General features: G+C 60.8%; 18 protein-coding genes and 1 pseudogene. 17 read left to right on the top strand and 2 right to left on the bottom strand.

The features are described 5' to 3' along the window. Window positions 1-25: 25 nt before the first annotated feature. The 10 genes from CKW25_RS14530 (at window position 26) to flhB (ending at window position 7,482) form a co-directional block, all read left to right on the top strand. The gene (locus CKW25_RS14530; protein WP_095080143.1) at window positions 26-400 is read left to right on the top strand and encodes an Hpt domain-containing protein; all 375 of its coding nucleotides are present in this window, start codon (window positions 26-28) and stop codon (window positions 398-400) included. Between the two features lie 81 nt (window positions 401-481). Next, window positions 482-1,759 (top strand): flagellar hook-length control protein FliK, encoded by a 1,278-nt coding sequence (locus CKW25_RS14525; protein WP_095080142.1) that lies wholly within the window; start codon window positions 482-484, stop codon window positions 1,757-1,759. Window positions 1,760-2,071: 312 nt separating this feature from the next. Further along, a complete protein-coding gene (gene fliL / locus CKW25_RS14520) occupies window positions 2,072-2,572 on the top strand; it encodes a flagellar basal body-associated protein FliL (protein WP_095080141.1) in 501 nt (166 codons plus the stop codon). A gap of 9 nt (window positions 2,573-2,581) precedes the next feature. Then, on the top strand, window positions 2,582-3,550 hold the full coding sequence (gene fliM / locus CKW25_RS14515) for a flagellar motor switch protein FliM (protein WP_095080140.1): 969 nt from the start codon (window positions 2,582-2,584) through the stop codon (window positions 3,548-3,550). Window positions 3,551-3,619: 69 nt separating this feature from the next. Next, window positions 3,620-4,078 (top strand): flagellar motor switch protein FliN, encoded by a 459-nt coding sequence (gene fliN / locus CKW25_RS14510; protein ID WP_095080396.1) that lies wholly within the window; start codon window positions 3,620-3,622, stop codon window positions 4,076-4,078. 45 nt (window positions 4,079-4,123) lie between these two features. Beyond that, on the top strand, window positions 4,124-4,510 hold the full coding sequence (gene fliO, locus CKW25_RS14505; protein ID WP_256577985.1) for a flagellar biosynthetic protein FliO: 387 nt from the start codon (window positions 4,124-4,126) through the stop codon (window positions 4,508-4,510). Next, window positions 4,510-5,259 carry a flagellar type III secretion system pore protein FliP gene (gene fliP / locus CKW25_RS14500; RefSeq protein WP_095080138.1) on the top strand — a complete coding sequence of 250 codons (750 nt, stop codon included), beginning with the start codon at window positions 4,510-4,512 and terminating at the stop codon, window positions 5,257-5,259. Before fliO ends, fliP begins: the two co-directional genes overlap by 1 nt. A gap of 24 nt (window positions 5,260-5,283) precedes the next feature. After that, window positions 5,284-5,553: a flagellar biosynthesis protein FliQ gene (gene fliQ, locus CKW25_RS14495; RefSeq protein WP_093417060.1), complete on the top strand. Its 270-nt coding sequence runs from the start codon at window positions 5,284-5,286 to the stop codon at window positions 5,551-5,553. A 3-nt stretch (window positions 5,554-5,556) separates the two neighbouring features. Beyond that, window positions 5,557-6,339, top strand: coding sequence for a flagellar biosynthetic protein FliR (fliR, locus tag CKW25_RS14490; RefSeq protein WP_095080137.1), 783 nt, complete (start codon window positions 5,557-5,559; stop codon window positions 6,337-6,339). A 3-nt stretch (window positions 6,340-6,342) separates the two neighbouring features. Beyond that, complete coding sequence (gene flhB, locus CKW25_RS14485; RefSeq protein ID WP_095080136.1) at window positions 6,343-7,482, top strand: flagellar biosynthesis protein FlhB; 1,140 nt, start codon at window positions 6,343-6,345, stop codon at window positions 7,480-7,482. Between the two features lie 13 nt (window positions 7,483-7,495). Here flhB and CKW25_RS14480 read toward each other — a convergent pair. Continuing rightward, window positions 7,496-7,591 (bottom strand): annotated as a pseudogene (locus tag CKW25_RS14480) (transposase); the annotation flags it as partial. Window positions 7,592-7,753: 162 nt separating this feature from the next. After that, window positions 7,754-8,821, bottom strand: a complete 1,068-nt coding sequence (locus CKW25_RS14475) for an RHS repeat-associated core domain-containing protein (protein WP_095080135.1) — start codon at window positions 8,819-8,821, stop codon at window positions 7,754-7,756. 379 nt (window positions 8,822-9,200) lie between these two features. Here CKW25_RS14475 and flhA point away from each other — a divergent pair, with 379 nt between their 5' ends. The 7 genes from flhA (at window position 9,201) to CKW25_RS14440 (ending at window position 18,001) form a co-directional block, all read left to right on the top strand. Further along, complete coding sequence (gene flhA / locus CKW25_RS14470; protein WP_095080134.1) at window positions 9,201-11,330, top strand: flagellar biosynthesis protein FlhA; 2,130 nt, start codon at window positions 9,201-9,203, stop codon at window positions 11,328-11,330. 11 nt (window positions 11,331-11,341) lie between these two features. Further along, the gene (flhF, locus tag CKW25_RS14465; RefSeq protein ID WP_095080133.1) at window positions 11,342-12,667 is read left to right on the top strand and encodes a flagellar biosynthesis protein FlhF; all 1,326 of its coding nucleotides are present in this window, start codon (window positions 11,342-11,344) and stop codon (window positions 12,665-12,667) included. A gap of 113 nt (window positions 12,668-12,780) precedes the next feature. Continuing rightward, window positions 12,781-13,611, top strand: coding sequence for a flagellar synthesis regulator FleN (gene fleN / locus CKW25_RS14460; RefSeq protein WP_027621027.1), 831 nt, complete (start codon window positions 12,781-12,783; stop codon window positions 13,609-13,611). Continuing rightward, a complete protein-coding gene (gene fliA / locus CKW25_RS14455) occupies window positions 13,608-14,348 on the top strand; it encodes an RNA polymerase sigma factor FliA (protein WP_095080132.1) in 741 nt (246 codons plus the stop codon). The genes fleN and fliA overlap by 4 nt, the downstream gene beginning before the upstream one ends. Window positions 14,349-14,514: 166 nt before the next feature. Next, a complete protein-coding gene (locus CKW25_RS14450) occupies window positions 14,515-14,886 on the top strand; it encodes a chemotaxis response regulator CheY (RefSeq protein ID WP_172736526.1) in 372 nt (123 codons plus the stop codon). Window positions 14,887-14,916: 30 nt separating this feature from the next. After that, window positions 14,917-15,705, top strand: a complete 789-nt coding sequence (locus CKW25_RS14445; protein WP_095080130.1) for a protein phosphatase CheZ — start codon at window positions 14,917-14,919, stop codon at window positions 15,703-15,705. 76 nt (window positions 15,706-15,781) lie between these two features. Beyond that, complete coding sequence (locus CKW25_RS14440) at window positions 15,782-18,001, top strand: chemotaxis protein CheA (RefSeq protein ID WP_095080129.1); 2,220 nt, start codon at window positions 15,782-15,784, stop codon at window positions 17,999-18,001. Window positions 18,002-18,034: the final 33 nt, after the last annotated feature.

Genomic DNA, 18,034 nt, shown 5'->3' with positions numbered 1-18,034 from the left:
ACATTCTTGATCAAGGAGCGAACAAGTGACTGAGACACATCTGGATCACGGCGTATTGAGTGCGTTGCGGGAAGTCATGGAGGGCGAGTATCCGCTGTTGCTGGATGCGTTTCTTACTGACTCCGAAGAGCGTTTGCGCTTGCTGCGCAAGGCAGACGACGTCGCGCAGATTATCAATGTGGCCCATAGCCTCAAGGGCAGTAGCGGCAATATGGGAGCGCTGCGCCTGGCCGAGTTCTGCGGTGAGCTGGAACAGCGCGCCAAAAAAAACACGACCACCCCGGCCGTCATTGAACGGCTGGTAGGCGAAATCGACGGTGAGTTCGCGATTGTCCGGCCGCTTTATGAAGCCGAACAACGGCGTTCCCTTGATAGCCGCTCGACCGGCCAGCGCTCTTAGTCGCCGCCGGGCAAAGCTGGCTCGACCTTTGCAGTTATCTCCACTGACTGTATCTACGATCCCCGTGCAGCGGAGACTGCCATGCCCCTTTCCCCACATCTGCTTCTTCAGGCGAGCACCAAGGCCAAGCCTCAGTCCGGCCCCGTCAATGCCCCGGCGGTGCCCGTGGCGCCTGGGGACAAGGCCGCCAGCTTTGCTGGGGTGTTTGCCGGTCAGGCCGCGGGAAAATCTCCCGTGACCGCTGACGCAGTGGCAAAAGCGCCGCGCGACAAGGCTGCCGAAGGCCCGGCCAAAAAGGATGTCGCCAGTAATCTGCCTGCCGCTGCGGCCCCTGTGGTTGCCGGTAGCGGCAAAACCTTGCCTGCCGACAACGTCGATACGCCCGACACAGCCCAGGCCGCGACGGACGATACGCTGCCCTTGGATCCGGCATTGCAGGTGGATGCACAGCCAACAGCGCCGGTACCGGTTGCTGACTCAGCGGCTGTGGCCGCGGCGGACCCTGTTGTCGAGGCTGCCATTGCTGCCTCGGTTCAAACCGTCACCGCTCCGGCATTCGACCCTGAAGCCGATCCGCTCGATGCGCTGCCCGCCGTGCGCTTGGCCATGGAGCAGAGCGGTCACGTTTCCGCATCCACGCAGGCCCAGGCCAAGGTGGCCCCGGCTGCACTCGATGGCGAGCCGACGCCGGCGCAACACTTCTCCGCCGGCATGGCCAGCATGCTTGAGTTGCAAGCCGACAAGGACAGCACCGGCCAGGGGGGCGAAAAAGCCTTCACCGGCTTGCTGGAAGACGGACTCAAGGACCTGGGCGCTGCCGGCAGCGACACTCGCGTCGACGATTTTGCCAGCCGCCTAGCGGCGCTGACCCAGGCGGCGACGCCGAAAGCCGCCAATGCGCTACCGGTCAACCAGCCGATCGCCATGCATCAAAGCGGCTGGACCGAAGAAGTGGTCAATCGCGTCATGTACCTGTCGAGTGCCAACCTCAAGGCCGCCGAGATTCAGCTTCAGCCGGCCGAACTGGGTCGCCTGGATATCCGCATCAACCTGATTCCCGATCAACAGACCCAAGTGACCTTCATGAGCGCCCACGTCGGGGTTCGCGAAGCGCTGGACGGGCAGATGCACCGGTTGCGCGAGATGTTCGTGCAGCAAGGCATGGGGCTGGTCGACGTCAATGTGTCCGACCAGTCCCGGGGTTCCCAGGAGCAGACTCAGCAGGGGCACAGCGGGCGCACTTCGGCCAGCGGTGCGCGCCTGGACGCGACCGCCGATGAACCCTCGGTCAGCGTGACCGAAGTCGCCGCCAGCACCACCAGTGTGATTGGCACCAGTGCGGTCGATTACTACGCCTGACTGAACGCAGAACCCACTCCCGTGGCGACCTTCAGTCAAGTAAAGTGGCGTCGTACACAGACCCCGTGGCGAGCGAGCTTGCTCGCGCTGGGCTGCACGGCAGCCCCAAAACCCTCGCCGAGGTCTTTCCGAAAGATCGCCGCCACCTTGTCAGGGCGCGCTGCGCACGCCAGCGCAAGCAAGCTCGCTCGCCACAAGGGCAGCCTTCATGTGTTATTGAGCCGCATGAGTGCGCCCCGACACTTCTGGCATAACACTTGCTCTTGCCTTGCCGTGCGACTGTGAAAACCCGAATAGTGACGGATTATTGGCATGGCGAAGAGCGACGCAGCAGTAAAAGACCCCGCCGGGAAAGGCAAACTCAAGCTGATCCTGGTGGTTGTGGCGGCGTTGCTGCTGGCCGTCGGCCTGTCCGTGGGGGCGACCTGGTACTTCATGCACAGCGCTCAGAGCAAGCCTGAGCCCATGGCGGAGTCGACCGGCACTGGCAAGCCCGTGGCGATCTATGAGCCCATGGCGCCGGCGTTCATTGCCAACTACAACCACAATGGCCGTCAGCGCTACATGCAGGTGAGCATCACCCTGCAGGCGCGCAACCAGGCCGATCTGGATGCGCTGAAAGTGCATATGCCGGTGATCCGCAACAACCTGGTCATGCTGTTCTCCGCACAGAGTTTCGACACCCTGGCCACCCCGGTCGGTCAGGAAATGCTGCGCCAGAAAGCCACTGCCAGCGTGCAGGAAGTGGCGCAGAAAGAAGTCGGCAAGGTAGTGGTCGAGCAGTTGCTCTTTACTAATTTCGTACTGCAGTAGGAACACGACATGGCCGTGCAGGACCTGCTGTCCCAGGATGAGATCGATGCGCTGTTGCATGGTGTCGACGATGGTCTGGTACAGACCGATACCGCTGCTGAACCGGGCAGTGTCAAAAGCTACGACCTGACCAGTCAGGACCGGATCGTCCGGGGGCGCATGCCGACCCTGGAAATGATCAACGAGCGTTTTGCCCGCTACACCCGCATCAGCATGTTCAACATGCTGCGGCGCTCGGCAGACGTCGCAGTCGGCGGTGTGCAGGTGATGAAGTTCGGCGAGTACGTGCATTCGCTGTACGTGCCCACCAGCCTCAACCTGGTCAAGATCAAGCCGCTACGTGGCACCGCGCTGTTCATTCTCGACGCCAAGCTGGTGTTCAAGCTGGTGGACAACTTCTTCGGTGGTGACGGGCGTCACGCCAAGATCGAAGGCCGTGAATTCACGCCCACCGAACTGCGCGTGGTGCGCATGGTGCTGGAGCAGGCCTTCATCGACTTGAAGGAAGCCTGGCAGGCGATCATGGAAGTCAACTTCGAGTACATCAACTCGGAAGTGAACCCGGCCATGGCCAACATCGTCGGGCCGAGCGAGGCCGTGGTGGTCTCCACCTTCCACATCGAACTCGATGGCGGTGGCGGCGACCTGCACGTGACCATGCCGTACTCGATGATCGAACCGGTGCGCGAAATGCTCGATGCGGGCTTCCAGTCCGACCTCGACGACCAGGACGAACGTTGGGTCAATGCCTTGCGCCAGGACGTGATGGACGTCGACGTGCCATTGAGTGCCACCGTCGCCCGTCGCCAGCTGCGCCTGCGCGACATCCTGCACATGCAGCCGGGGGATGTGATCCCGGTGGAGATGCCGGAAGACATGATCATGCGCGCCAACGGCGTGCCGGCCTTCAAGGTCAAGATGGGCTCCCACAAAGGCAACCTGGCGTTGCAGGTGATCGAGCCGATCGAGCGCCGCTGACCGGCGCTCGTCCCTATTCGCTTTTAAATGACGGCTTCCAATTGAACGGCAGCCCGCCGAGGACAAATGATGGCTAACGATATGAATTCCCAGGACGACCAGGCGCTGGCTGATGAATGGGCTGCCGCGCTGGAAGAGGCCGGTGACGCCGGACAGGACGACATCGATGCCTTGCTGGCCGCCGATGCAGCGAACTCGCCCTCCAACCGCCTGCCCATGGAAGAGTTCGGCAGCGTGCCGAAGAATAACCAGCCGGTGACCCTCGACGGTCCGAACCTGGACGTGATTCTGGATATCCCGGTGTCGATCTCCATGGAAGTCGGCAGCACCGACATCAACATCCGTAACCTGCTGCAATTGAACCAGGGCTCGGTGATCGAGCTGGATCGCCTGGCGGGCGAGCCACTGGATGTGCTGGTCAACGGCACCTTGATCGCCCACGGCGAGGTGGTGGTGGTCAACGAGAAGTTCGGTATCCGCCTGACTGACGTGATCAGCCCCAGCGAACGCATCAAGAAGCTGCGCTGAGTGAAGAGGTTTCTCGGTGTGTTGCTGACCTTGCCGTTCAGCGTCATGGCTGCCGAGCCGGTGACAGTCGTGGCGGCGCCTGCGGCCGGCAGTGGCGTGGCCGGGCAGTTGACCCAGCTGGTGTTGGGCTTGCTGCTGGTGCTGGGGTTGATCTTCTTCCTCGCCTGGCTGCTGCGCCGGGTACAGCAGGCGGGCCCGGCGGGAAAAGGGCAGGTGATCGAGTTGATTGGCTCGCGTGCCCTAGGGCCGCGTGACCGGCTGCTGCTGGTACAGGTTGGCAACGAGCAGATCCTGTTGGGGCTGACGCCGGGCACCATCACCCCGCTGCATGTACTGAAAGAACCGGTGGCGGTGCCGAGCACTGAGCAGGCCACCCCCGAGTTTGCCCAGCGCCTGATGGAGTTGCTGGGTAAAGACAAGGATAAGAAGTAATGCCGTTGCGAGCCCTGCTGACGCTGGTCTTGATGTTGGCTGCGCCACTGGCGTTTGCCGCCGATCCGCTGTCGATTCCGGCCATTACCCTGGGCACCAACGCCGAGGGCGCCCAAGAGTATTCGGTCAGCCTGCAGATCCTGCTGATCATGACCGCGCTGAGTTTCATCCCGGCGTTCGTCATGCTGATGACCAGTTTCACCCGGATCATCATCGTGTTCTCGATCCTGCGCCAGGCCTTGGGTCTGCAGCAGACACCGTCGAACCAGATCCTCACCGGCATGGCGCTGTTCCTGACCCTGTTCATCATGGCGCCGGTGTTCGACCGGGTGAACCAGGACGCCCTGCAACCCTACCTGGCGGAGAAAATGACCGCCCAGGATGCGGTGGCCAAGGCCCAGGTGCCGATCAAGGACTTCATGCTGGCGCAGACTCGCAGCAGTGACCTGGAACTGTTTGTGCGCCTGTCCAAGCGGACCGACATCGCCACGCCGGAACAGGCGCCGCTGACCATCCTGGTGCCGGCCTTCGTCACCTCGGAGCTCAAGACTGCGTTCCAGATCGGTTTCATGATCTTCATTCCATTCCTGATCATCGACCTGGTAGTGGCCAGTGTACTGATGGCCATGGGCATGATGATGCTCTCGCCGCTGATCATTTCCCTGCCGTTCAAAATCATGCTGTTTGTGCTGGTGGATGGCTGGGCGTTGATCATCGGCACCCTGGCGGGCAGTTTCGGCGGTGTGTAGCCATGAGTGGACGGGTAGGGCGATATGACTCCTGAAGTAGCGGTAGACCTGTTCCGTGAGGCGCTGTGGCTGACCACCCTGATGGTGGCGGTGCTGGTGGTCCCGAGCCTGTTGGTGGGGTTGCTGGTGGCGATGTTCCAGGCGGCCACCCAGATCAACGAACAGACCCTGAGCTTCCTGCCGCGCCTGCTGGTGATGCTGGTCACGCTGATCGTCGCCGGCCCGTGGCTGGTGCAAACCTTCATGGAATACATCCTGCGCTTGTACGGCAGTATTCCGCAGTTGATCGGCTAAGCCATGTCGCTGCTGGCGCTGACCGACACGCAGATCAGTACCTGGGTGGCCAGCTTCATGCTGCCGCTGTTCCGGGTCGGTGCGGTGTTGATGACCATGCCGATCGTGGGTACGACACTGGTGCCCAAGCGTATCCGGCTGTACTTCGCACTGGCGATCACGGTGGTGATCATGCCCGGGCTGCCACCGATGCCGGCGGTCAATCCGCTGGACCTCAGCGGTCTGCTGCTGATTGCCGAGCAGGTCCTCATTGGTGGCCTGCTGGGGTTCGCCTTGCAGTTGTTCTTCCAGGCCTTCGTGATCGCCGGCCAGATCATCTCGATCCAGATGGGCATGGGCTTCGCCTCCATGGTCGACCCCACTAACGGCGTGTCGGCGGCGGTGATCGGGCAGTTCTTGACCATGCTCGTGACCCTGCTGTTTCTCGGCATGAACGGCCATCTGGTGGTGTTTGAAGTGCTGGCTGAAAGCTTCACCACCTTGCCGGTGGGCAGTGCAGTGCTGACCACGCACTTCTGGGAAATCGCCAACAAGCTGGGCTGGGTGCTGGGCGCGGCCATGTTGCTGGTGCTGCCGGCGATCACTGCGCTGCTGGTGGTCAACATTGCCTTCGGGGTCATGACCCGGGCAGCGCCGCAGTTGAATATCTTCTCCATCGGCTTTCCGCTGACCCTGGTGCTGGGCCTGGTGATCTTCTGGATCAGCCTGGGCGACATTCTCAATCAGTATCAACCGCTGGCCACCGAGGCCTTGCAGTTGCTGCGCGATATGGCACAGGCGCGCTAAGCCATGGCCGAGAGCGAGAGTGGTCAGGACAAGACCGAAGAACCCACGGAGAAAAAGAAAAAGGACGCCCGGGAAAAGGGTGAGATTGCCCGTTCCAAGGAGCTCAATACCCTGGCGGTGATGCTGGCCGGTGCCGGGGGGCTGCTGATCTATGGCGGCGGCCTGGCGCAGGACCTGTTGGAAATCATGCGCCTTAACTTCTCCCTGCCTCGCGAGGTGTTGCTCAGCCCGGGCGCCATGGGCCAATACCTGTTGCACTCGGGCAAGATTGCGATCATCGCCGTGCAGCCGGTGCTGATCACCTTGCTCCTGGCCGCGCTGATCGGTCCGATTTCCCTGGGTGGCTGGTTGTTTGCCGGCAGCAGCCTGGCGCCCAAGTTCAGTCGGATGAGCCCGGCCAACGGCCTCAAGCGCATGTTTTCCTCCACCGCCGTGATTGAGTTGCTCAAGGCGCTGGCCAAGTTCCTGTTGATCCTGTTTGTGGCGCTGACGGTGTTGAAATCGGACATCGACGACTTACTGCGTATCGCCCACGAACCGTTGGAGCAGGCAATCATCCACAGCGTGCAGTTGGTGGGCTGGAGCACCTTGTGGATGGCCTGCGGCCTGATCCTGATCGCCGCCGTCGACGTGCCGGTGCAGCTGTACCAGAGTCACAAGAAACTGTTGATGACCAAGCAGGAAATCCGCGACGAGCACAAGGACCAGGAAGGCCGCCCCGAGGTCAAGCAGCGCATTCGCCAACTGCAGCGCGAAATGTCCCAGCGGCGGATGATGGCGGCTGTTCCCGACGCCGACGTGGTCATCACCAACCCGACCCACTATGCCGTGGCCCTCAAGTACGACCCGGACAAGGGCGGCGCACCGATGCTGATCGCCAAGGGCAGTGACTTCCTGGCCCTGAAAATCCGCGAGATCGCCGTGGGCAACAATGTGCTGTTGCTGGAGTCACCGGCGCTGGCGCGGTCGATTTACTACTCCACCGAACTCGACCAGGAAATCCCCGGCGGGCTGTACCTGGCCGTCGCGCAAGTGTTGGCCTACGTCTACCAGATCCGCCAGTACCGCGCGGGCAAAGGCAAGCGGCCGGAGCCGTTCAAGGATGAGGTGCCGATTCCGCCGGAGTTGCGGCGGGACTCCTGATAAAACCAAAGCAATCACCTGCATTCGCGAAAACGACCTGTCGATTGTGGCCGCGTTGTACGACATGGTGGGGGTGGTTGGGCAGTACTACTCGTCCTATTCTGGGCATGCATCCTCCTACGTCCTTGTAGTGATGATGAAAGCTTAGTGGGGGCGAATAATTTTGCGCTCGCTATGTTGTAAATAAATCTGCCCCCATTTTTTGCGCATTTTTTGCGTAATCTGAATGAACTCCCAAAATGTTCCATCTTGGGAAACTCCGGATTTCGGCTTAGAAACCTTGTTCGCGAATATATTTCCTATGGTCTGACAGGGTAAATGGTTTGTTGAATGCATCTCTGTCGCCATTTATATACGCCATCATCTGTCTTTCATCATGTGCTAACTGTAATCGCAGCTCTAGTTCTTCGAGGGATTTGTATTGTTGTGATGAAACCCTTGGCGAAGCTTTGAGGTTTTGTGAAGATGGGCTTCGTGATGAAGTCGTGCCGTTTTGTTGGCGTGAGCTCTTTGGCGAGCTCATGAGATTTTCGATATTATTTTTTGGATTTTGTTCAAACATGCTCATGTCTGCGTCTTCCAAGAGGGAATCTGAGCGCTGATGTCGTGGGTTGAAAGACCCTGCTGATTGTGTACTCGAAAAACTACTGTTACTGGGTTGACGAGCTGTATTTGACGTTAATTGACTGCTTGTGAGGTCGGCAGTGCTATTTGTTTTGACAACAGACGTTGGTGTTCTAAGTTTACTAGGTGTTCTACCAATAAAAAGATTTTGTATCCCCTTCCACAAGCTTCTTGCAATATTCTTATGCCCCGTAGGATCGCTCCCAAGCACTGGCTCTCCCCCGCAGTAGATATAGGCATTCAACCCTCCCACCCCAAATGGACTCAAATTGTCAGGGCTGTTAAACCGCATCAACACCGGATTAAACGCCCGATACCCATTCCCCAGCAAATAACACCCAGTCACCGGATCCGGCCGTTCGCCGTTAAAGCCGAGCAAGCTGAGCAACCCGCTTTCAACAGGACGGTGGCCATAGGGCGAATAGGCGATGGGCTGAGGTGGACGATCCGCCTTGAGCGTCTGCAACACCGAACGCTGCTGATCGGTGGCCAGCAGCGTGGTATCAGGCGCATCACCCTCACTTCGCTGTTGCCCCAACAACTGGTCGCCATGCTGGACGATTGAATAGCGCATCGCCCCCTGTATCTCAGTGGCCAGCCTGCTTTTGCAGTAAAAGCGCTGGCGCTCGGGGATATTTGGCAGTGCGTGACTGATCAGTCGATCAAGGGGATCGTAGTGGTAATGGCAGAGCACGGTTTCGCGTGGCGATGGCATGGGTGGTTGCTCCGAACGTCTGAAGTGCGGGAGTTCAGTATTGGCGGCTTTGCAAGGGTTGGGTACTAGCAGAACTGATAGGTTTACTTGTTCGAATGGCTGGTCAGCAGCGCACTTTCCGAGATATTCGCTGGCAGTGCCGGCCTCATCGCGGGCAAGCCCGGCCCCCGCAATGATCGGGTCTGGCTGCAGAATCGGCGTTCGACATAGAACGGTGTGGGCGCGCGGCTTGCCCGCGAAGGAGCCCGTCCAGTCAACCCCAATCCCCCAATTAACCCTCAATTCCAAACCTCCGCAAAAGTTGGAAGGCTTCTTGCAGTAGCCGCCCTGCGCCCGCTTGCGGCGTCAAAAGTTTGCTTCAAAGGAACGGGGAATACCGGTGGATCGCTCTCAATTTATCAACAATGCCCGCAGCAACATGGCAGACCTCAGCCGAGGCAATCTGGGTGTGCCGCTGTTGCTGTTGGTCATGTTGGCAATGATGATGTTGCCGATCCCGCCGTTCCTGCTCGACGTGTTCTTCACCTTCAACATTGCCCTGTCGATCGTGGTGCTGCTGGTCTGCGTGTATGCCTTGCGGCCGCTGGATTTTGCGGTGTTCCCGACCATTCTGCTGGTGGCGACGCTGTTGCGCCTGGCGTTGAACGTGGCCTCCACGCGGGTGGTGATGCTCCACGGCCAGGACGGTCACGCCGCCGCCGGCAAGGTGATCCAGGCCTTCGGCGAGGTGGTGATCGGCGGTAACTACGTGGTCGGTATCGTGGTCTTCGCGATTTTGATGATCATCAACTTCGTGGTGGTGACCAAGGGGGCCGGGCGGATCTCCGAGGTCAGCGCGCGCTTCACCCTCGATGCGATGCCCGGCAAGCAGATGGCCATCGACGCCGACCTCAACGCCGGCCTGATCGATCAGGGCCAGGCCAAGGCCCGCCGTTCGGAAGTCGCCGAGGAAGCCGAGTTCTACGGTTCGATGGACGGTGCCAGCAAGTTCGTGCGCGGTGACGCCATCGCCGGCCTGCTGATCCTGTTCATCAACCTCATCGGCGGCATGGCGGTGGGGATCTTCCAGCACGGCATGACCTTTGGCGATGCCGGCCGGGTGTACGCCTTGCTGACCATCGGTGACGGTTTGGTGGCGCAATTGCCATCACTGCTGTTGTCCACCGCTGCGGCGATCATGGTGACCCGTGCCTCGGGCTCCGAAGACATGGGCAAGCAGATCAATCGGCAGATGTTCGCCTCGCCCAAGGCCCTGGCCGTTTCGGCCGGCCTGATGGCTGTGATGGGTATTGTCCCAGGCATGCCGCACTTCGCCTTCCTCAGCATGGCGGCCCTCGCCGCAGGCGGCGCCTACCTGTTCTGGAAGAAACAGAACACCGTCAAGGTGCAGGCGCTGGAAGAGGTCAAGCGCCAGCAGGAACTGCTGCCATCGCCAGCACGCGCCATGGAAACCAAGGAGCTGGGCTGGGACGACGTGACCCCGATCGACATGATCGGCCTGGAAGTCGGCTACCGCCTGATCCCGCTGGTGGATCGCAATCAGGGTGGGCAGTTGCTGGCGCGGATCAAGGGTGTGCGTAAAAAGCTCTCCCAGGACCTGGGCTTCCTGATGCCGACCGTGCACATCCGCGACAACCTCGACCTGGCGCCCAGTGCCTACCGCCTGACCCTGATGGGGGTGATCCTCGCCGAAGCGGAGATTTATCCGGACCGCGAGCTGGCGATCAACCCGGGCCAGGTCTACGGCACGCTCAATGGCATTACCGCCAAGGATCCGGCCTTTGGCCTGGAGGCGGTGTGGATCGAAGTCAGCCAGCGCTCCCAGGCGCAATCGCTGGGTTACACCGTGGTCGACGCCAGTACGGTGGTGGCGACGCACCTCAACCAGATCCTGTACAAGCACTCCAGCGAGCTGATCGGCCACGAAGAAGTCCAGCAACTCATGCAGTTGCTGGGCAGAAGCTCGCCGAAACTCGCCGAGGAACTGGTGCCCGGCGTGCTGTCGCTGTCGCAGTTGCTCAAGGTGTTGCAGGCGCTGTTGGCTGAGCAGGTGCCGGTGCGCGACATTCGCAGCATTGCCGAGGCCATCGCCAACAACGCCGCCAAGAGTCAAGATACCGCCGCTTTGGTCGCCGCGGTGCGTGTCGGCTTGTCCCGCGCAATCGTGCAAAGCATTGTAGGCACTGAGTCCGAGCTGCCTGTGATCACGCTGGAGCCAAGGTTGGAACAAATATTGCTCAATAGTATGCAGAAGGCTGGGCAAGGCGCCGATGAGGGTGTCTTGCTGGAGCCAAGCATGGCCGAGAAGCTGCAGCGCTCACTGATCGACGCGGCGCAGCGTCAGGAAATGCAAGGTCACCCGGTGATTCTGTTGGTCGCAGGTCCGGTCCGCGCGATGCTCTCGCGGTTCGGCCGCCTGGCAGTCCCGGGGTTGCATGTGTTGGCGTATCAGGAAATCCCTGACAACAAGCAAGTGACCATCGTTGCGACAGTAGGGCCCAACGGCTGAGGTAGTGGTTTATGCAAGTTAAGCGTTTTTTCGCCGCCGATATGCGTCAGGCCATGAAACTGGTTCGTGATGAGCTGGGCGCCGAAGCCGCGATCATTGGCAATCGCCGCATCGCCGGCGGTGTCGAGCTGATGGCTGCCCTGGATTACAAGTTGTCGGCGCTGGCACCTCGGGTGCCGAACATTGAACTCGAAGACGAGCTGCGCAAGACCCAGTCGCGGATCGTCACGGCCCAGGCCGAACTCAGCCTGCGCGGCGATGGCGAGGCAAGCACCAGCACCAATCGTCAGTTGTTTGCCGGCCTGCCGCTGACGGCGGCCGAACCGCTGATCGAGCCCACGTTGTCCGAACCGCCACGCCCTGCGCCAGCACCAGTGGCAGCGGCCACTGTCGACGTGCGGGCCTATGATTCGATGCGCTCGGAACTCAACGGCTTGCGCGAGCTGCTGGAAGTGCAATTGGGTTCGCTGGCCTGGAATCAACTGCAGGGCAGCCGCCCGCAGCAGGCCAACCTGTGGCGTCGCCTGCAGCGCATCGGCCTGTCGGGCCCGCTGTCACGCGACCTGCTGGCGTTGACCACGGATATTGAAGAGCCTCGTCAAGCCTGGCGCATGCTGTTGGCGCATCTGGCGAGGATGATCGTGACCCCCGAGATCGAGCCGCTGGAAGAGGGTGGTGTGATTGCCATGGTCGGCCCTGCCGGCATGGGCAAGACCACCACCCTGGCCAAGCTGGCCGCGCGTTATGTGCTCAAGTACGGCGCGCAGAACATCGCGCTGGTGAGCATGGACAGCTACCGCATTGGCGCCCAGGAACAACTCAAGACCCTGGGGCGGATCCTCAATGTCTCGGTCACCCATGTCGACCCGGGCCAGTCCTTGGCCCAGGCCCTGGATCCGCTGTTGCGCAAGCGCGTGGTGCTGATCGACACCGCGGGCCTGCAAGCCAGTGATCCGGCGTTGCGCATGCAGCTGGAAAGCCTGGCCGGTCGCGGGATCAAGGCGAAGAATTACCTGGTGCTGGCCACCACCAGCCAGAAGCAGGTGCTGACCGCCGCGTACCACAGTTACAAGCGTTGTGGCCTGGCGGGCTGCATCCTGACTAAACTGGATGAAACGGCGAGCCTGGGCGAAGTGTTGAGCCTGGCGATCAGCCACGAATTACCGGTGGCCTATCTGACCGATGGGCCGCGGATCCCGGATGATCTGCATTTGCCGCGCCGCCATCAGTTGGTCAGTCGCGCCGTGAGTGTGCAGATGCAGGAAGAACCCAGCGAAGAAGCCATGGCTGATATGTTCGCTGATATCTACCACAGTCCGACCAAGCGGGTTGGCTGAGGTAACAATGACTAGATTTGTATCTACATCGATGGCCTGCCATGCATTGTTCAGTATTGAACGCGCAGCCAGCCATGTAGCCCGCGTCTAAGAAGACAAGGTATAGAAAGCACATGGGCAGCATGCATCCCGTACAGGTGATCGCGGTGACCGGCGGCAAGGGTGGCGTCGGTAAGACTAACGTGTCAGTGAACTTGTCCCTGGCTCTGGCAGAGCTCGGCAGGCGAGTGATGTTGCTGGACGCCGACCTGGGGTTGGCGAACGTCGACGTGTTGCTGGGGCTCACCCCCAAGCGCACGCTGGCCGACGTGATCGAGGGCCGTTGCGAACTGCGCGATGTGTTGCTGCAGGGGCCGGGCGGCATTCGTATCGTGCCGGCCGCCTCGGGCACCCAGAGCATGGTGCACCTGAGCCCGGCGCAACACGCCGGCCTGATCCAGGCGTTCAGCGACATTGGTGACAACCTCGATGTGCTGGTGATCGACACCGCCGCCGGCATCGGCGAGTCGGTGGTCAGCTTTGTGCGCGCCGCCCAGGAAGTGCTGCTGGTGGTGTGCGACGAACCGACTTCCATCACCGACGCCTACGCACTGATCAAACTGCTCAACCGCGATTACGGCATGAACCGTTTCCGCGTGCTGGCCAACATGGCGCAGAGCCCGCAGGAAGGGCGCAACCTGTTCGCCAAGTTGACCAAGGTCACGGATCGCTTCCTGGATGTCGCCTTGCAATATGTCGGCGCGGTGCCTTACGACGAAAGCGTGCGCAAGGCCGTGCAGAAACAGCGCGCCGTGTACGAAGCCTTCCCCCGCTCCAAGTGCGCCTTGGCCTTCAGGGCCATCGCGCAGAAAGTCGATACCTGGCCGTTGCCCGCCAATCCGCGCGGGCACCTGGAGTTTTTCGTCGAGCGCCTGGTGCAACAAACGGCGGGTCCGGTGTTATGACAGCCAGCGGTTACAACCTGTACAAGAACTCGGCGCGTGACGCGCAGTACGAGCTGATCGAGCGTTACGCGCCACTGGTAAAACGCATTGCCTATCACCTGCTGGCGCGTCTGCCGGCCAGCGTGCAGGTGGAAGACCTGATCCAGGCGGGGATGATCGGGTTGCTTGAAGTGTCGACCAAATACGACGCGAGCAAAGGCGCAAGTTTCGAGACCTATGCCGGGATTCGTATCCGCGGCGCGATGCTCGATGAAGTGCGCAAGGGGGACTGGGCGCCACGTTCGGTCCACCGCAATACCCGGATGGTCAGTGACGCGATTCGCTCAATTGAAGCTAAAACCGGACGTGACGCTAAAGATCACGAGGTTGCGGCCGAACTCCAATTGAGTCTCGATGATTATTACGGGATTTTGAATGACACCTTGGGCAGCCGCCTGTTCAGTTTCGACGACCTGCTGCAGGACGGCGAACACGAAGGGCTGCACGAGGATGGCGCGAGTGCTCATCTTGAGCCGTCGCGTGACCTGGAAGATGAACGCTTCCAGGCCGCGCTGGCGGACGCGATTGCCAATTTGCCGGAGCGTGAGCGACTGGTGTTGGCGCTGTACTACGACGAAGAGCTGAACCTCAAGGAAATCGGTGAGGTCCTGGGGGTCAGCGAATCGCGGGTCAGCCAGTTACACAGCCAGTGCGCGGCCCGTTTGCGGGGGCGTTTGGGAGAGTGGCGAGCGCGTTGACAGCAGTGTGGGGACACTGCGAACGAGACCGGTGTGGCGTGCAGCCGCACAGGCTTCAATCCGTTGTGCTCCAGACAGTCGTTGAGTGTTACGCCTGATTGATTGAATGGCGTGTCCAGGTGCTGGGCGCGTTTAAGACTGCTTGGAGGTCGAATTGGACAAGAACATGAAAATCCTCATCGTTGATGACTTCTCAACGATGCGGCGGATCATTAAAAACCTGTTGCGTGACCTCGGGTTCACCAACACGGTCGAGGCAGACGACGGCACTACCGCCATCCCTGTACTCAACAGCGGCAGTATCGACTTTCTGGTAACGGACTGGAACATGCCTGGCATGACCGGCATCGATTTGCTGCGCCACGTGCGCGCCGACGAAAAACTCAAGCACCTGCCGGTGTTGATGGTGACCGCCGAAGCCAAGCGCGAGCAGATCATCGAAGCGGCCCAGGCCGGCGTCAACGGCTACGTGGTCAAGCCGTTCACGGCCCTGGCGTTGAAAGAGAAGATCGAGAAAATCTTCGAACGCATCGGTTGACAGGTGGTGCCACTGCGCCACGGGGGAGCTATGGAGCAACGAGAGATTTCACAGGGCGATTTTGAATCGACCCTGAAAAAACACGCGGTCGAATTGGTCGAAAGCCTTGAGAAGGGCAAGTTCGGCGACGCCGTGCAACTGATCCATGAGCTCAACCAGACCCGTGACCGCGGCCTGTACCAGGAGGTCGGCAAGCTGACCCGTGAGCTGCATAGCGCGATCGTCAATTTTCAGATCGACCCGCACATGCCGCAAGCCGAGGAAGTGTCGCAGATCACGGATGCCACCGAGCGCCTGTCCTATGTGGTCAAGCTGACCGAGGCCGCCGCCAACCGCACCATGGACCTGGTCGAGAGCAGTACACCGCTGGTCAATGGCCTGGGCACTGATGCCCGCGCCTTGAGCGCGGATTGGGGGCGCTTCATGCGTCGCGAAGTCGGGGCCGAGGAGTTCCGCGAACTGGCCCGGCGCGTCGACGGTTTCCTGGCGCGCAGCGCCGAGCAGACCCAGGTCGTCTCAGGCCACCTCAATGACATTCTGCTGGCCCAGGATTACCAGGACCTCACCGGTCAGGTGATCAAGCGCGTGACGCAACTGGTCACGGAAGTCGAAAGCAATTTGCTCAAGCTCGTGCTGATGGCCAGTCAGGTCGACCGCTTCGCGGGCATCGAACATGACCGCGAATCGATCCTGGCTGAAAAAGATCCGAAAAAACATCTGGCTAAGGGTGAAGGTCCGCAGATTCATGCCGATAAACGTGATGACGTGATGTCCGGTCAGGACGATGTGGACGATTTGCTTTCCAGCCTTGGTTTTTAGGTCACAGGTCGTGATGACGGTGAATGCCGGTCCGGCATTGACCGTCATCAGGACTTACCATTAGGAGCACCCATTAATGAGCTTCGGCGCCGATGAAGAGATCCTTCAGGATTTCCTGGTTGAGGCCGGCGAGATTCTAGAGCAACTGTCCGAGCAACTGGTCGAGCTGGAAAGCCGGCCGGATGATGCGGATTTGCTCAATGCAATTTTTCGCGGTTTTCACACTGTAAAAGGGGGCGCCGGCTTCCTCCAGCTCAACGAGCTGGTGGAGTGCTGTCACATCGCCGAGAACGTGTTCGACATCCTGCGCAAGGGTGAGCGTCGCGTCGACTCGGAGCTGATGGACGTGGTTCTCGAAGCGCTGGACGCCGTCAACGGCATGTTCGGCGAAGTCCGTGAGCGGGCGCCGATCACGGCGGCGACCCCGCAACTGCTGGCGGCATTGGCGCGCCTGGCCGAGCCACAGTCGGCCGATGAAGTCGCGCCGTTGGTAGAAGCGGTGGCCGAGCCTGAAGCGCAAAGCGATTCGGGCGACATTACCGACAATGAATTCGAACAGTTGCTCGACTCGCTGAACGCGGTCAAGGCGCAAGCCGAGGCACCCGTTGCGCCAGCACCAGCTGCCGGCAACGATGAGATTACCGATGCCGAGTTCGAGTCGTTGCTCGATCAGTTGCACGGCAAAGGCCAGTTCGCCGTCGATGCGCTCGCGGCACCGGCCGAGCCCGTTGCGCCTGTCGCCGCGGCCGAGAGCACCGACATTACCGATGACGAATTCGAAGCACTGCTCGATCAGTTGCACGGCAAGGGCAACTTTGCCGTCGAAGCGCTGGAGTCGGCCATTGCCTCTGTTCCGGCTGCGGCGGTGCCCGCCGCTGTGGCGGTTGGCAGCGATCTGATCTCCGATCACGAGTTCGAATCCTTGCTCGATGAGTTGCACGGCAAGGGCAAGTTCAGCCAGGACGTCGGCAGTGCCGGGTCTACGGTTACTCCCGCGGCCCCGGTTGCCGTGCCTGTGGCACAGCCGGTGGCCAAGCCAGCGCCCGCCAAGGTTCAAGCGTCCAAGCCAGCCGCCGCGCCGGTGCGTGCACCAACGCCAGCGCCTGCCGAGAAGCCGGTCAGTGAAGCCGAGACCACGGTCCGTGTGGACACCGCGCGCCTGGACGAAATCATGAACATGGTCGGCGAACTGGTGCTGGTGCGTAACCGTCTGGTTCGCCTGGGGCTCAACAGTGGCGACGAAGCCATGTCCAAGGCTGTGTCGAACCTCGATGTGGTGACGGCCGACTTGCAGACGGCCGTCATGAAGACCCGGATGCAGCCGATCAAGAAAGTCTTCGGGCGCTTCCCGCGCCTGGTTCGTGACCTGGCGCGTCAGCTCAAGAAAGAGATCAACCTGGAACTGGTCGGTGAAGAAACCGACCTGGACAAGAACCTCGTCGAAGCGCTGGCCGATCCGTTGGTCCACTTGGTGCGCAACGCGGTCGACCACGGTATCGAATCGCCGGAAGAACGCGAAGCCTCGGGCAAGGCCCGCGGTGGCAAGGTGGTGCTGGCGGCCGAGCAGGAGGGTGATCACATCCTGTTGTCGATCTCCGATGACGGCAAAGGCATGGACCCGAACGTCCTGCGCGCGATCGCGGTAAAACGCGGCGTGATGGACAAGGATGCCGCCGACCGCCTGAGCGACACCGAATGCTACAACCTGATCTTCGCCCCGGGGTTCTCGACCAAGACCGAGATCTCCGACGTGTCCGGGCGCGGCGTGGGCATGGACGTGGTGAAAACCAAGATTTCCCAGCTCAACGGTTCGATCAACATCTACTCGACCAAGGGCCAGGGTTCGAAGATCGTCATCAAGGTCCCGCTGACCCTGGCGATCATGCCCACGCTGATGGTCATGCTCGGCAACCAGGCGTTCGCCTTCCCGCTGGTCAACGTCAACGAGATCTTCCACCTCGACCTGTCGCGCACCAACGTGGTCGACGGCCAGGAAGTGGTGATCGTGCGCGACAAGGCGTTGCCACTGTTCTACCTCAAGCGCTGGCTGGTCAGTTCCGCCGCTCATGAAGAGCAGCGCGAAGGCCATGTGGTGATCCTTTCGGTGGGCACCCAGCGAATCGGCTTTGTCGTCGATCAACTGGTGGGCCAGGAAGAAGTGGTCATCAAGCCGTTGGGCAAAATGCTCCAGGGAACCCCGGGGATGTCCGGCGCCACCATTACCGGTGACGGCCGCATTGCCCTGATTCTCGATGTACCGAGCATGCTCAAGCGTTACGCCGCACGGCGTATTTGATTCTGATGGGGCGGGGCGACTGAGCCTCGCTCC

Origin of the sequence: Pseudomonas sp. Irchel s3h17 (assembly GCF_900187505.1) — a bacterium.
Classification (GTDB): domain Bacteria; phylum Pseudomonadota; class Gammaproteobacteria; order Pseudomonadales; family Pseudomonadaceae; genus Aquipseudomonas.
Note: the sequence above shows the minus strand (reverse complement) of the source record. Positions and strands in the feature narration are given on the sequence as shown.

What these genes read in the sequence shown, in the direction of transcription:
- CKW25_RS14525 (WP_095080142.1), top strand. Translation starts at nt 482, where the DNA reads ATGCCCCTTTCCCCACATCTGCTTCTTCAGGCGAGCACCAAGGCCAAG.
- fliL (WP_095080141.1), top strand. Translation starts at nt 2,072, where the DNA reads ATGGCGAAGAGCGACGCAGCAGTAAAAGACCCCGCCGGGAAAGGCAAA.
- fliM (WP_095080140.1), top strand. Translation starts at nt 2,582, where the DNA reads ATGGCCGTGCAGGACCTGCTGTCCCAGGATGAGATCGATGCGCTGTTG.
- fliN (WP_095080396.1), top strand. Translation starts at nt 3,620, where the DNA reads ATGGCTAACGATATGAATTCCCAGGACGACCAGGCGCTGGCTGATGAA.
- fliO (WP_256577985.1), top strand. Translation starts at nt 4,124, where the DNA reads ATGGCTGCCGAGCCGGTGACAGTCGTGGCGGCGCCTGCGGCCGGCAGT.
- fliP (WP_095080138.1), top strand. Translation starts at nt 4,510, where the DNA reads ATGCCGTTGCGAGCCCTGCTGACGCTGGTCTTGATGTTGGCTGCGCCA.
- fliQ (WP_093417060.1), top strand. Translation starts at nt 5,284, where the DNA reads ATGACTCCTGAAGTAGCGGTAGACCTGTTCCGTGAGGCGCTGTGGCTG.
- fliR (WP_095080137.1), top strand. Translation starts at nt 5,557, where the DNA reads ATGTCGCTGCTGGCGCTGACCGACACGCAGATCAGTACCTGGGTGGCC.
- flhB (WP_095080136.1), top strand. Translation starts at nt 6,343, where the DNA reads ATGGCCGAGAGCGAGAGTGGTCAGGACAAGACCGAAGAACCCACGGAG.
- CKW25_RS14475 (WP_095080135.1), bottom strand. Translation starts at nt 8,821, where the DNA reads ATGCCATCGCCACGCGAAACCGTGCTCTGCCATTACCACTACGATCCC.
- flhF (WP_095080133.1), top strand. Translation starts at nt 11,342, where the DNA reads ATGCAAGTTAAGCGTTTTTTCGCCGCCGATATGCGTCAGGCCATGAAA.
- fleN (WP_027621027.1), top strand. Translation starts at nt 12,781, where the DNA reads ATGGGCAGCATGCATCCCGTACAGGTGATCGCGGTGACCGGCGGCAAG.
- fliA (WP_095080132.1), top strand. Translation starts at nt 13,608, where the DNA reads ATGACAGCCAGCGGTTACAACCTGTACAAGAACTCGGCGCGTGACGCG.
- CKW25_RS14450 (WP_172736526.1), top strand. Translation starts at nt 14,515, where the DNA reads ATGAAAATCCTCATCGTTGATGACTTCTCAACGATGCGGCGGATCATT.
- CKW25_RS14445 (WP_095080130.1), top strand. Translation starts at nt 14,917, where the DNA reads ATGGAGCAACGAGAGATTTCACAGGGCGATTTTGAATCGACCCTGAAA.
- CKW25_RS14440 (WP_095080129.1), top strand. Translation starts at nt 15,782, where the DNA reads ATGAGCTTCGGCGCCGATGAAGAGATCCTTCAGGATTTCCTGGTTGAG.